The organism is Chelativorans intermedius (assembly GCF_025398255.1).
Classification (GTDB): domain Bacteria; phylum Pseudomonadota; class Alphaproteobacteria; order Rhizobiales; family Rhizobiaceae; genus Chelativorans; species Chelativorans intermedius.
This window is the reverse complement of sequence record NZ_JAODNW010000045.1, coordinates 1-13128: the sequence shown is the minus strand read 5'-3', so window position 1 is coordinate 13128 and position 13128 is coordinate 1. Positions and strand designations below refer to the sequence as shown.

Sequence of the window (13128 nt, the reverse complement as noted above, 5' to 3'; positions counted from 1 at the left end):
CACGCCGCCGAATGATGGCACACAAAAGGAGAACAGGCTCGACTTACGAGTGGCCCTGAAAAAAGGGGCAGGTCACCTCCTTTCTCTTAAGCATTCCAGACACATGCGCCCGAGGCGCACGAAAACAGGGGTTCTCGTTCCAGCGCTCACACAGTGCCTCATCCGACAGGTCGAAGGTGTGCTTGAGGATCGCTAGCCGGGCCATCAGCCGTGTCGGCAAAGGCGGCATGCCCTGCCCGTCGGAATAGACCGCGCCGAAACGCTCTTCCAGCACCGGCCAGTCGATGGCCTGCGTCAACCGCACCAGCTCGTGTGGTTTGCCCATCGCCTAGGTGTTTAATCCCGCATTTTGATGGTGCAATCTTTTCCCATGAATGGAAGGAGGCACTATGGGACAAGTTCACCACGGGAGCGCCACGACGACAGCGGCAGTCCGTCGAGCGATACAACATGGTCAAGAGAGCCTGAGGACACTGGCCAGGCGCTACGGGATCAACCAGAAGACTGTGGCGAAATGGAAAAAGCGCACATCGGTTGCCGATTTGCCGACCGGGCCGAAGGAACCGCATTCCACGGTGCTATCGCTGGAGGATGAGGCCGTCATCGTCGCCTTCCGCAAGCATACGCTGCTGCCGCTCGATGACTGCCTCTATGCCCTTCAGGCGACGATCCCGCATCTGTCCCGATCATCGTTGCATCGCTGTCTGGAGCGTCATGGCATCTCGCGGCTGCCCGATGTCGAAGGCGACAAGCCAGTCCGGAAGAAGTTCAAGAGCTATCCGATCGGCTACTTCCACATCGACATCGCAGAGGTGCAGACGGCTGAGGGCAAGCTCTATCTGTTCGTGGCCATCGACCGGACATCAAAGTTCGCTTTCGCCCAACTCCATCTCAAAGCCGGCAAGATGATTGCGGCGCAGTTCCTGCGCGATCTCGTCGCGGCGGTGCCCTACACCATCCACACCGTACTGACCGACAACGGCATCCAGTTCACCAACCACGCCCGTCACAAATATGCGTTCCACCACATCTTCGACCGGGTCTGCGACGACAACGGCATCGAACACAGGCTCACCAAAATCAACCATCCGTGGACGAACGGACAGGTGGAACGGATGAACCGGACCATCAAGGAGGCGACTGTCAAGCGCTTCCACTACGACAATCATGACCAACTGCGCCGGCATCTTCAGGACTTCATCGACGCATACAACTTCGGGCGAAGGCTGAAGACGCTCAAAGGCCTCACACCTTACGAGTTCATCTGCAAACGATGGACTTCAGAGCCGGATCGATTCATCCTCGACCCAATCCATCAAATGCCGGAACTGAACACCTAGCTCTCCGATTCACCGCGATAAAGGCAGTGAATCACGCTTCGCCACGCAGGAAAATCACAAACTGGAATTGCAAGGAAACGACCCACAACCAGGCTGTTTCCTGCAATCTCGAAACCAACACTGCAGCCTTTTTCTACGAAATATCAGTGGCTTCCGGATTCTTCACGGCCGACCATTCAAGGAATGGGTTTTGCCGACCAGCTTGGATCGGGTGCAGTGCAGGCTCGCCCGTCTCGGCGACGGCGACCGGCAGATGGTGAGCATCCTGTCGGCCGTGCTGAGCGACGAGATGCCGACGGTCGAAGCCGCCTGCGCGGAAGCGCTGCGCGAAGGGCACCTGCTCGGCCGATTTCTTCACTAACATCCTGGCGCGCCGGCGCGAGAGACCGTGCGGCCGCCATGACCTTCTGAGGAGGGTCGTCTGATGGAACGCATCGACATTCTCGCCATGATGGGCGCGCTCAAGCTCTTCGGTATGAAGGACTATGACGAGATCATCCGACGAAGCGTCACCCTTGAGGCGGCCGGCGGGCATGCGGCAGCCGGGTTTCTTTCACTTTGTCATCCCCCTTGTTTCAGAGACTCCAAATTGCAATCTTTGCTCTCAATGAGAGCATTGGAGCACGGCGATGACCGGCAATTTGCATGGCCGACGTTGAGGCCGCGGCGGCCAATGCGCAGGCCGACTTGTCCAGTCGGGAAGCGCTGATCGCGCATCTCAAGCTCGAGATCGAAAAGCTGCGCCGCGAGCTCTACGGCAGCCGCTCTGAGCGCAAGGCGCGGCTGCTTGAGCAGATGGAACTGCAGCTGGAGAATTTGGAGACGGCCGCGAGCGAAGACGAACTGGCGGCAAGCCAGGCAGCGGCGCAGGCGCAGACGGTCCAGTCCTTTCAACGAAAACGGCCCGCGCGCAAACCCTTTCCCGAACACCTGCTGCGCGAGCGGGTCGTCATCGCCGCGCCGGAGAATTGTCCGTGCTGCGGCTCGGCCAAGCTGTCGAAGCTGGGCGAGGACATCACCGAGACGCTGGAGGTGATCCCCCGCCAGTGGAAGGTGATCCAGACAGTGCGCGAGAAGTTCACCTGCCGGGAGTGCGAGAAGATCACGCAGGCGCCGGCGCCTTTCCACGCCACCCCGCGCGGCTTTGCCGGCCCTAATCTCCTGGCAACAATCCTGTTCGAGAAGTTTGGCCAGCATCAACCACTGAACAAGGCAGAGCGAGCGCTACCGGCGCGAAGGCATCGATCTCTCCGTATCGACGCTGGCCGACCAGGTCGGCGCCTGTACCTTTGCCCTTGAGCCGCTGCATGCGTTGATCGAGGGGCATGTGCTGGCCGCCGAACGACTGCACGGCGACGACACGACGGTGCCGATCCTGGCCAAGGGCAAGACCACCACCGGCCATATCTGGACCTATGTGCGCGATGATCGGCCCTTCGGCGGGACTGCTCCGCCGGCGGCCCTTTATTACGCCTCCCGGGATCGGCGACAGGAGCATCCGGAGCGCCATCTCAAGACCTTCACCGGCATTCTGCAGGCCGACGCCTATAGCGGATACAACACGCTTTACGATCCCGCGCGGGCGCAGGGAGCGATAACGCCAGCGCTGTGTTGGGCCCATGCGCGGCGCCAGTTCTTCGAGCTGGCTGACATCGCTGCCAACGCGCGCCGCGGCAGGCAAGCGCCCACTATCTCGCCGATCGCCCTGGAAGCGGTAAAGCGCATCGACGCACTGTTTGACATCGAGCGCGCGATCAACGGCCTGAGTGCCGAGCAGCGGCTTGAAGCCCGTGAGGAAAGAAGCGCGTTGCTGCTAACGGAGCTCGAAGCGTGGCTGCGCCAGGAGCGCTCCCGCCTCTCGCGCTCGGCCTCGGTCGCCAAGCCGATCGACTACATGCTGAGGCGCTGGGACCGCTTTGCCCGGTTCCTCGAAGACGGCCGGATCTGCCTGACCAACAACGCCGCCGAGCGGGCGCTGCGGGGCTTCGCCCTCGGCCGCAAATCGTGGCTGTTCGCCGGCTCCGAGCGCGGCGCCATGCGTGCCGCGGCCATGACGACGCTGATCATGACGGCGAGGCTCAACGACGTCGACCCGCAGGCCTGGCTGGCCGACGTGCTTGCCCGCATCGCCGACACGCCGCAAAGCCGGCTTCCTGAACTGCTGCCTTGGGCGTGGAATAAGCGGGCAGTGTAGTTATGGCAGCCGTCAGCCACGTCTTCACGATCCGCCGCGCGGCGCAAATCCTGGACCGCGACGAAGAGCTGCTGTGGGATCTCTCGGATCAGCTCGAGCCCGAAGACGGCAAGCTGTGGATCCATGATGTCGATGATGTCGACTTCCTCGCCTTCACATTCGAAGGCATCGAAGCACTTCGCGAGATCATAAAGGATCAGATCGATCACGCAGGCTGATCGCCAGCTCCTACAAATGCGGGACACCGCGGTCCTCACCGTATGCTTACGGCGAGTTTACTGGCGAGCTCGTGCAGCCGCGACACAAATGCCTCACCCTGCGGATTGGCATCGGTGGCCGCGACAAGCCATACGTCCGGCCGCTCGCCCAAAAGGCGAATTGCGCGGTCAGTCGCCGGCGACCAGCCGCCGCCAGTGCTGACGTACATTGTATCCCGTCGGATAGTCTCGATCGACGCAAGGCTCATGGCATCGATCGCCGCCTCGGTAACGCAGAGCCGGTGCCCATGGGGCCGGCCGAGACAGAACAGCATCTTGGCGCCTCCGGACGCGAAGCCGCGCCAATCGGGACGCGCTCCTCCCAGCCCGTCACCTGGCTGGCGTGATCGGTGTGGCCGGCCCACATGCTGCCCTTCGGGCCTTCGCGCAAGACGTTTGTGGCAATGGCCTTTCGGATGACAGGCTCAGGAATGTGGCACGTGCCGTGGAGATAACGCCATGTCGCCGAGCCGGGCCAGGGTTGCGCCGGACCCGCCAGCGTTCCGTGATCGTCAGGTCGGGCGCACGGCCCCTGGCCTTGCGTGTCCAGACCGGCCACTTCGGCTCCAGAAGGAATTCTGCGTCAGTTGACCCGCATTTCAGCCGCAACATCGAACAGACGGCGCGTCAGCATTTCCGCCAGCATGCTGCGTGCCTCGTCCGCCCGCATGATAATGCCGGCGTGCCGCTCCCAGCCTATCCCGGCGACCTCGAGGCTCACAATCTCGTCCTTGGCCGAGGGCTTGAAGATGGAGCTGGTGGCGAAGCTCAGGAGATCAGTCTTCTTGACGACCTCGAAGATGAAGGCGATGGAATCGGATTCGATTGCGGGCACGGGCTCGTGCAAACCGTTATAGGCGAAGATGGCGTTGAAGCGCTGGCGCTGCGCCATCCGCCTGCTGGGCAGCGCCCATCCCGCATCCGCGAGATCGGCGATGGCGAGGTCCGAGCGAGCGGCCAGCGGATGCCCCCGCCGCGCGATGACGGACTGACGGTCGCGCGTCAGCGGAACTACCTCGAGCGCCCTGTCGTGGCGCGCCTCCTCGCAGGCGGCGATGATGAGGTCGTATTCCCCCTGCTTCAGCGCTTCGATGAGCTGAGCGTCGAAGCCGCCGGTCACCTTGACCTCGGCGCCCGGCGATGCCTGCAGCAGCTGGGCGATCGCCTCGGGCAGGCCGCGGCGCATCCAGGACGGACCGGCGCCGATGGTGAGCCTTCCGGCCGCCCCGTCGCGCAGCGCCTCCAGCTCCCGCCGGGCCTCCCGCCACTGGGCGACGATCAGGCGCGCGCGATGCGCGAGCGCCTCGCCCTGGGGGTTCGGCCGCATGCCCCGCGACTGCCGCTCCAGGAGCGGCATGGCGACCAGATCCTCCAGCGCGCGGATGCTCTTCGTCAGGCCCGATTGGCTGATGCCGGTTTTCTCCGCCGCGCGGCTTAAACTGCCGCAATTGAGCACCGCCAGGAAATGATCCAGATGCCGGATGTTCATATGACACTCCCTCATATCTTTATGCTGAAAAGAAACTTGTCGGAATGTATCTGGGACGTCAACATATGTCCGGCCTATCCTGGAAATAGCGATGCGACACGGACGATTCGAGGAGGAGAATATGAATATCTTTAGAAGCGCAGCGGCGGTCCTAGCGGTCGCCGGGCTCATGACGACGGCCGCAGGAAACGCGCTTGCGGACTATCCGGAAAAGCCTGTCAAGATCATCGTTCCCACCGATGCCGGCGGAGCGATCGACGGCATCGCACGCATCTTCCAACGGGCTTTCGAGCAGGATGAGGAATTCGGCGCCACGGTTGTGGTGACGAACATGCCGGGTGCGGGGGGGACGCTCGCCACGCGCGAGATCAAGGACGCCGACCCGGACGGCTATACGATAGGCCTGTGGCACAACGGACTGGTCACCTCGGCGGCCATGGGGGTCACGGATTTCGACCACACCGCCTTCGACATCATCGGCTCCACGGGCTTCGTTGCCCTTGGTCTCGGCGTCAATGCCGAGAGCGGGCCGGAATCCTTCGAGGCCATGCTTGAGCAGGCTCAGCAGGAACCGGAAAGCATTAAGGTCGCCGTCAATATAGGCCTCCCGGTGCACTTCATCCCGCTCATGGTCTCGGAGGCCAATGGCGGTAACATGCGCATGGTCCAGGCCGGCGGAGGTGCCAAGCGCCTGTCCTCCGTGCTGGGCGGGCACACCCACACCGCGCTCTTTTCCGTCCAGGAGCTCGTCAAATACCGGGAGTCGGGGCTGAAGCCGGTGGTCGTGTTTTCCGAGGAGCGCGTGCCGCAGTTGCCCGATGTCCCGACCACCCGGGAGGCGGGTATCGACGTGCTGGCGACGGACGGACGGATCTGGCTGGCGCCGAAGGGTGTCCCGGAGGACCGCATGCAGGTACTGCGTGCGGCGTTCGAACGTGCCATGGAGCAGCCCGAGGTCAAGGACCAGCTCGAATCCTACGGCATCACACCCGCCTTCATCGACAGCGATGCCGTCACGGCCGAGCTCAGCCGCGTGCGCGACGAGGTGCTGCCGCTGGTGGAGAAGGTACGCGCGGCGGCGAACTAGCCCCGCCACCCGCATCGGATCCCCACGGTTTGATCCAGCCGTGGAAGGCTCTAGGCTGCGGTGACCACTTAAGAATTGGCTGCGCCGCAGCCTTATTCGCGGAAGGCCGGCCAGTGTCGGCGGTCGGCCTCCGCTCCTTCTGTCTTCAACCCCCGGGGGCGAAATGAACCGTAGCGACTTCTGGTGGGACACCGGCTGGACCGCTGGCCTACTGGCCCTCTCCGGCCTCGTCTGGTGGGCCGTCGAGCAACTCCCGCCGCCGATCTTCGATCCGGTGGGATCGGCCGCGCTGCCCAAGGTGACCGTGGTGGTGATCGCCGCCTTGAGCGTGGCCATGGGAGCGGCTGCCTGGCGCAGCCGGCATGCGCCACCCAAACCGGCGTCGGCGCCGGATCAGGAGGGGGGCGGTCGCCCGATCTACGGGATGCAGATGCTGGCTCTGCTGATCGCCTACGCGCTGCTCCTGCCGCTCCTGGGTTTCGCGGCGGCCACTTTCCTGTTCGTTCTGGCCGGTGGCGTCATCCTGGCGCGCGGCGATCGCAAGGCGATGCTGGCGAGCCTCGTCTCGGCGGTCCTGCTCAGCGTCGGATGCCAGTACCTCTTCACCGACATCTTCTACATCGACCTGCCCTGACGGAGCGTTGAATGTTGGCCAGCCTGGGCGGCGCCCTCCTCGAAATGCTGCATCCGGTGCCCTTCTTCTGGGTGGCGCTCGGCGTCGTCTCTGGCATCTTCGTCGGCGCGATCCCGGGACTGTCCGGCGGCATGCTGATCGTGCTCGTCATGCCGCTGACCTTCTACATGGACCATACGCTGGCCCTGATCCTGATGGTCGGCATCTATGTCGGCTCGGTGGCCGGCGGCCTAATCAGCGCCACGCTGCTCAGGATGCCGGGCACGCCGTCCTCGGTGGTCACCACCTTCGACGGCTATCCGATGGCGCGGGGCGGCCAGCCGGCGCGCGCGCTGGCGCTCGGCATTTCGGCCAGCCTCTTCGGCGGGTTCGTCGCCGGCTTCTTCCTGGTGGTGCTCTCGCCGCCGCTGTCGCGCTGGGCGACGAGCTTCGGCCCGTGGGAATATTTCGGGCTCGTTCTGATGGCGCTGGTCCTCATCGCGGCCATCAGCCAGGGCTCCATGGTCAAGGGGCTGATCTCTGGCGCGCTCGGCCTGCTTGCCGCCATGCCCGGCCTCAACGCCTCCGACGGCCAGCTCCGGCTCACCTTCGGCTTTCACCAGATGGATGCGGGCTTTGCGCTGCTGCCGGTGCTGCTCGGCGTCTTCGTGGTCAGTCAGATCATCCGCGACGCGATGGACGGCGACAAGGTGCCCGAGGCGGTCGACGTCTCCCGCAACATCGTGCTCCTGGAAGCCGCCGCATGGGTCCGCCATGCATGGAACATGCTGCGCTCGGCGCTGATCGGCACCTGGATAGGCATCCTGCCCGGTGTGGGCGCCAGCATCTCCTCCATGGTCGCCTATGGAGTGGCGCGCACGGTCTCGCGCCGGCCGGACGCCTTTGGCAAGGGCAGCGAGGAGGGAGTCGTCGCTTCGGAATCGGCCAACAACGCCAACGTGGGGGGCGCGCTGATCCCGCTCGTCACCATGGGCATTCCCGGCAGCCCGATCGACGCCTTCCTTCTGGGAGCGCTGCTGTTGCACAACATTCAGCCGGGGCCGCTGCTGTTCCAGACCAACGGCGACCTCGTCTGGGCCATCATCGCCGCCTATCTCGTCGGCAATGTCCTGATGTTCCTGGTCATGTCGACCACGGTGCGCTTCACCGCCCGTCTCGCCAACATCAATCCGGCGGTGCTCCTGCCGGCGATCTTCGTCTTCTGCATCATCGGCGCCTATGCGCTCAGCAACCGGCTCTTCGACGTCTGGGTCATGATCGGCTTCGGCATTTTGGGCTTTTTGTTGCAGCGGGCCGCCTTCCCGCTCGGCGCCTTCGTCATCGGCTTCGTGCTCTCGCCCATCTTCGAGGCGGAGCTTCGCTCGGCGGTCATGTCGTCGGGCGGCACTATCTGGGAACTTTTCACCCGTCCGATTGCGCTCACCTTTATCGCCGTGGCTGTCCTCGTACTTTTCCTGCCTCTACTGCGCGGATTGCGCAGGCGTCCCGGCGACGGTCCAGACGAAGCCGGGCAAACCCGCCAAAGCAAACCATGAAAGGCTCGAGAGTGACCGCCAAGAACGTCCTTTTCATCCTATCCGACGAGCATGCACGTGGTATCACGGGCTGCTACGGAAACAATGCCGTCAAGACGCCGAATATCGATGCGCTCGCGGCCGCCGGCACTACATTCGAGAACGCCTATTGCAACAACCCGATCTGCGTTCCCTCGCGCGCCTCCCTCGCCACAGGCCGTCACACGCACGAGATCGGCTTCTGGGACAACGCCCAGCCCTATGACGGCTCGGTGCGCGGCTGGGCGCACGCGCTTTCGGAGGCGGGGCACAGGGTCGCCTCCATCGGCAAGCTGCACTACCGCGACGCGGACGCGCCCGTCGGCTTCACCGAGCAGATCCTTCCCATGCACGTTGTGGAGGGCAAGGGCGACCTGCACGGGCTGCTGCGCAGTCCGCCGCGCATCCGCCCCAGCATGAAGAACCTCAGCGCGGAGCTCGGGCCGGGCGATTCCGACTATTCCCGATATGATTCCGCTATCACGGACGCCGCCTGCCGATGGATTGCGGAGCGCGCCCGCAAGCCCGACGAGAAGCCTTGGGCCGCCTTCGTTTCGCTCGCCTGCCCCCATTTCCCGCTGGTGGCGCCAAAGCGCTTCTTCGACCTCTACGACCCGGCGAAGCTGCCTTGGCCCAAGGGGCGCGACGGCAACGGAGCGCTCGCCCATCCGGTGCTCGCCGCCTTCCGCAAATACCAGAACTACGATGACTATTTCACCGGCGAGGAGCATGTGCGCCTGGCTGTCGCCTCCTATTACGCGCTGGTCTCCTTCCTCGACCACAATATCGGCCGCATCCTGGAGTCGCTCTCCGGGAGCGGGCTCACCGAGGACACGCTCGTCATCTATACGAGCGACCATGGCGACAATCTCGGCGCGCGCGGCTTCTGGGGCAAGTCGCTTCTGTTCGAGGAAAGCGTGGGGGTTCCGATGATCATGGCCGGGCCCGGCGTGCCGCGGGGCCGTCGCGTCGCCACGCCGGTGTCGCTGGTGGATGTCGCGCCCACCATCATGGACGCGGCCTGCGAGGAGGTCCACAGCAGCGAGGCCACCGATCTGCCCGGCCGCTCCCTCCTTTCGATCGCCGGCGATCCCGACGACCCGGACCGCACCGTGCTCGCGGAGTATCACGCCGTTGGCTCGATCACCGGCTGCTTCATGATCCGCTTCGACCGATGGAAATACATACATTTCGTGGATTATCCGCCGCTCCTGTACGATCTCAAGGCCGATCCCGAGGAGATGTGCGATCTCGCCGAGGATTCGGAATATGCCGGTGTTCGTTCGCGGGCCGAGGCGCGATTGCGCGCCATTGTCGACCCGGAGAAAGTAAGCGCACGGGCTTTTGCGGATCAGCAGCGTATAATCGAACGCAACGGGGGGATAGAGAGGATCCTAAGCCGTGGAGAGTTCCCGCATACGCCGGTACCTTACGCAGACCCCTCGTTCAACTAGTCATACGGAACTGTAATTCGTATCATTGATCCGATCGATTTCGGGAGGTGGTGCGATGGTGGGTCGAGTAGCGGACGAAGTGGTGCTGAGCGATGAGGAGCACATCTTTCTCGAAGCGCAGGTTCGACGGCACAAGGCGGCGCGCTCGCTGTCGGACCGGCACCGTATGATCCTGTTGTGCGCCGAGGGCCTTCAAAGTAAGGAGGTCGCCGAGCGGCTCGACGTGCATGAACACACGGTGGGCAAATGGCGTGGGCGTTTCGTGCAGGATCGGATCGAAGGGCTCACCGATGAGTATCAGCCGGGCGCCCACGCACAGTGTCGGATATGACAGTGTCGGATATGACAGTGTCGGATATGCAGGTGGCCGAGGTGGTCGAGCGCACGCTGAACACTACACCGAAGGACGCCACCCATTGGTCGATCCGTTCTATGGCTGCGGCAACGGGCCTGTCGCACACCACCATCCGCCGGATATGGTCCGCCTTCGCCTGCAGCCACATCGCAGCGAGACGTTCAAGCTCTCGACCGATCCGCTGTTCGTCGACAAGGTGCAGGACATCGTAGGTCTCTACATATCACCGCCAAACCGAGCCATCGTGTTGTGCGTGGACGAGAAGTCCCAGATCCAGGCGCTGGATCGAGAGCAACCGGTGCTGCCAATGGCGCCCGGCGTAGCTGAACGCAGAACCCATAGCTATATCCGCCATGGCACGACATCGCTGTTTGCCGCGCTCGACATTGCAACAGGGGCGGTGATCGGCAAATGCTACAAGCGCCACCGGGCGACCGAGTTTCTCGACTTTCTCAAAAAGATTGACGCAGCCATGCCGAAAGGGTCGGACGTCCATCTGGTGATGGACAACTACGCCACGCACAAGACGCCCAAGATCAAGGCTTGGTTCGCCCGCCACCCGCTTTAGCACGTGCATTTCACACCTACCTCGGCCAGTTGGATCAATCAGGTGGAGCGCTGGTTCGCCGAGCTGACCCGCAAGCAGTTGCAATGCGGCGTCCACCGCTCAGCCGCCGAACTCGAGGCCGACATCGCAGCCTTCATCTAGGCCCACAACGAAAACCCCAAACCCACCGATGGGTCAAATCTGCCGACGAAATCCTCGCCTCCGTCAAACGATTCTGCCAGCGAACACAGGAAACGCTATGTGCCGAACTTTAGATTCAGGTGACTAGAGCACGTCCGTTGAACTCCGAGTCGTAGCGTTGATGACACGGATTGGGTTTTATGATTCACCGTCGCCGTTGCAGGAGATGGCGATGGCTCGAGCTTACGGTGAGGATCTTCGGATGCGGGTTCTGGATGCTGCAGCGGCAGGCGCTTCGGCGCGCTCCGTCGCGGCACGGTTTGGCGTCGGCGTTTCGACGGCAATTGTCTGGATCAGGCGGGCGCGTGAGAACGGGGAACGCTCGGCGCGGCGTCAGGGCAAGCCGCGGGGCTCACGCCTGGATGCGCACGAGACGTTCGTTGTTGCCATGATCGAGGCGAACAAGGACGTGACGCTGAACGAGATGGTCGAGCGGCTCGCAGCCGAGCGCTCCGTGTGTATCGGCCGCAGTGCCCTGAGCGCCTGGCTGCGCGGGCGGGGCTGGACGTTCAAAAAAAGTCCGCGCATGCATTGGAGCAGGACCGTCCTGATGTCCTGAAGCGCCGGCAGGATTGGTTCGAAGGCCAACTCGACCTCGACCCTGCCAGGCTTGTCTTCATCGATGAGACCGGCCTGTCCACCAAGATGGCCCGCCTGCGGGGTCGCGCGCCATGCGGCGAACGCTGCCGAGCCGGCATGCCGCATGGGCACTGGAAAACCACCACCTTCACCGGCGCACTGCGCCTGTCCGGCATGACCGCGCCCTTCGTCTACGATGGCGCCATGAATGGCACCGTCTTCCTCGCTTATGTCGAGCAGGTCCTGGTCCCCACCCTGAGGCGCGGCGATGTCGTCATCATGGACAACTTGCCGGCACACAAGGCAGCAGGCGTCCGCGACGCGATCGAGCAAGCCGGTGCAACCCTCATGTTCCTGCCGCCCTATAGCCCGGACTTCAACCCCATCGAGAATGCCTTCTCAAAGCTCAAAGCGCTCCTGCGGGCAAAAGCCGAGCGCACCATCAAAGCGCTCTGGGATACCGCTGGCGCACTCCTCGACCAGTTCACTCCCGCAGAATGCGCAAACTACTTCAGGGCTGCTGGATATGACCCGGATTAAGCCGGACGTGCTCTAGGACTTTACGCCGCTGTGGTCGGCGACGCCGAACAGCTTCGCCATCGTCGTACGCAAGAACGAGGAGCGGTTCACCGACTTCCCGCCTCTCGTCTCCTATGCGAAGGAGAATCCCGGTGAACTGCGCTACTCTCCCGGCTCTACAGACACGCTGCCTCACATGGTGGTGGCGAGGGTGATGCAGATGTCAGACGTGATCGCCCAGGTCGCTCCCTATCCCGAGATCGACAATGCGGTGAAGGGTCTGCGCGGCGGCGTTCTCGATTTCATGGTCATCAACCCGGGCGTCTACACGACCAACAAGGAGGACCTGAAGGTGCTCGCGGTGTTGTCTGACCTTGAGCGCTCTTCGGAGACCTACGACGGGGCACCCCGCGTCCAGAATTTCGGCATCGAACTCGGCATGAAGGGACTGGCGCCGATGGGCTGGAACTGGTGGCTGGTGCGCAAGGAAACGCCGGAGGACGTGGTCGCGAAGTTGCGCGAGGCGATGGGCAACGCCCTGGCGCGTAAGGACGTGCAGCAGAGGCTCCTCGACATGGGTGAACGCCATTATATGCGAGGCCCAGGACCGGCGACGAAACGCCAGGCCTCCAAATTGAGCTCTGACAGCCCCAAAACATGAAGACGCCGGGCAACCGGCCGACATCGGCCTTTTGACCATTGCGCGCCTCCTCCGACTGACGCCGCGAGCGCCGAGCTTGTCTGCAATGACAGCTCTCTGCTAGTGGAAGGGGGTCTTGGTTTTCGCTGCAACAAGGGTCGGTGTGGGTTCCTAGAGGAGCAGATGATGCCGCCGAGCTATCGAGATATGGGCGAAAGTTGGTGACGCTTGATCAGGCGGCGACTTGAAGTTGGCGGAGGCCGTCGCGGAACTCAACCC

At 63.3% G+C, this 13128-nt stretch carries 13 protein-coding genes and 3 pseudogenes; 12 read left to right on the top strand and 4 right to left on the bottom strand.

Annotation, left to right across the window (positions count from 1 at the left end):
* Positions 1 to 118: 118 nt before the first annotated feature.
* Positions 119 to 313 (bottom strand): annotated as a pseudogene (locus NYR58_RS19545) (transposase); the annotation flags it as partial.
* Positions 314 to 389: 76 nt separating this feature from the next.
* On the opposite strand from NYR58_RS19545, the gene NYR58_RS19540 reads away from it, so the two are divergent.
* From NYR58_RS19540 to NYR58_RS19520, 5 genes and pseudogenes are all read left to right on the top strand, one after another.
* Entirely contained in the window at positions 390 to 1340 is a 951-nt protein-coding gene (locus NYR58_RS19540) for an IS481 family transposase (protein ID WP_261522820.1), read from the top strand.
* A 163-nt stretch (positions 1341 to 1503) separates the two neighbouring features.
* Positions 1504 to 1765 (top strand): annotated as a pseudogene (locus tag NYR58_RS19535) (IS21 family transposase); the annotation flags it as partial.
* On the top strand, positions 1765 to 2049 hold the full coding sequence (locus NYR58_RS19530) for a hypothetical protein (RefSeq protein WP_261522819.1): 285 nt from the start codon (positions 1765 to 1767) through the stop codon (positions 2047 to 2049). The pseudogene NYR58_RS19535 and the gene NYR58_RS19530, both read left to right, overlap by 1 nt.
* Positions 1986 to 3534, top strand: a protein-coding gene (gene tnpC, locus NYR58_RS19525) for an IS66 family transposase (protein ID WP_261522818.1) whose coding sequence is annotated in 2 segments (ribosomal slippage) — positions 1986 to 2549 and positions 2551 to 3534 — 1548 coding nt in all. Because the reading frame shifts where the segments join, the coding sequence is not laid out codon by codon here. Before NYR58_RS19530 ends, tnpC begins: the two co-directional genes overlap by 64 nt.
* A 2-nt stretch (positions 3535 to 3536) precedes the next feature.
* Positions 3537 to 3752: a hypothetical protein gene (locus NYR58_RS19520; RefSeq protein WP_261522817.1), complete on the top strand. Its 216-nt coding sequence runs from the start codon at positions 3537 to 3539 to the stop codon at positions 3750 to 3752.
* A 35-nt stretch (positions 3753 to 3787) separates the two neighbouring features.
* On the opposite strand, the gene NYR58_RS20635 is transcribed toward NYR58_RS19520, so the two are convergent.
* From NYR58_RS20635 to NYR58_RS19510, 3 genes are read right to left on the bottom strand one after another with little or no spacing between them, the layout of a single operon-like run.
* The gene (locus NYR58_RS20635) at positions 3788 to 4066 is read right to left on the bottom strand and encodes a toprim domain-containing protein (protein WP_378074771.1); all 279 of its coding nucleotides are present in this window, start codon (positions 4064 to 4066) and stop codon (positions 3788 to 3790) included.
* Positions 3997 to 4350, bottom strand: coding sequence for a DUF3991 domain-containing protein (locus tag NYR58_RS20630; RefSeq protein WP_378074772.1), 354 nt, complete (start codon positions 4348 to 4350; stop codon positions 3997 to 3999). The genes NYR58_RS20635 and NYR58_RS20630 overlap by 70 nt, the downstream gene beginning before the upstream one ends.
* A 24-nt stretch (positions 4351 to 4374) precedes the next feature.
* Entirely contained in the window at positions 4375 to 5280 is a 906-nt protein-coding gene (locus tag NYR58_RS19510; RefSeq protein ID WP_261522816.1) for a LysR family transcriptional regulator, read from the bottom strand.
* 121 nt (positions 5281 to 5401) lie between these two features.
* Here NYR58_RS19510 and NYR58_RS19505 point away from each other — a divergent pair, with 121 nt between their 5' ends.
* The 7 genes and pseudogenes from NYR58_RS19505 (at position 5402) to NYR58_RS19475 (ending at position 12870) form a co-directional block, all read left to right on the top strand.
* Positions 5402 to 6367 (top strand): Bug family tripartite tricarboxylate transporter substrate binding protein, encoded by a 966-nt coding sequence (locus NYR58_RS19505; protein WP_261522815.1) that lies wholly within the window; start codon positions 5402 to 5404, stop codon positions 6365 to 6367.
* A gap of 163 nt (positions 6368 to 6530) precedes the next feature.
* The gene (locus NYR58_RS19500; RefSeq protein ID WP_261522814.1) at positions 6531 to 7001 is read left to right on the top strand and encodes a tripartite tricarboxylate transporter TctB family protein; all 471 of its coding nucleotides are present in this window, start codon (positions 6531 to 6533) and stop codon (positions 6999 to 7001) included.
* An 11-nt stretch (positions 7002 to 7012) separates the two neighbouring features.
* On the top strand, positions 7013 to 8536 hold the full coding sequence (locus NYR58_RS19495) for a tripartite tricarboxylate transporter permease (protein WP_261522813.1): 1524 nt from the start codon (positions 7013 to 7015) through the stop codon (positions 8534 to 8536).
* Positions 8537 to 8547: 11 nt separating this feature from the next.
* The gene (locus NYR58_RS19490) at positions 8548 to 10008 is read left to right on the top strand and encodes a sulfatase-like hydrolase/transferase (protein ID WP_261522812.1); all 1461 of its coding nucleotides are present in this window, start codon (positions 8548 to 8550) and stop codon (positions 10006 to 10008) included.
* A gap of 55 nt (positions 10009 to 10063) precedes the next feature.
* Positions 10064 to 11185: pseudogene (locus NYR58_RS19485) on the top strand (IS630 family transposase).
* Between the two features lie 98 nt (positions 11186 to 11283).
* Positions 11284 to 12230, top strand: a protein-coding gene (locus NYR58_RS19480; protein WP_246249038.1) for an IS630 family transposase whose coding sequence is annotated in 2 segments (ribosomal slippage) — positions 11284 to 11623 and positions 11623 to 12230 — 948 coding nt in all. Because the reading frame shifts where the segments join, the coding sequence is not laid out codon by codon here.
* Between the two features lie 28 nt (positions 12231 to 12258).
* The gene (locus NYR58_RS19475) at positions 12259 to 12870 is read left to right on the top strand and encodes a Bug family tripartite tricarboxylate transporter substrate binding protein (protein WP_261522821.1); all 612 of its coding nucleotides are present in this window, start codon (positions 12259 to 12261) and stop codon (positions 12868 to 12870) included.
* The last annotated feature ends 258 nt before the right edge of the window (positions 12871 to 13128 follow it).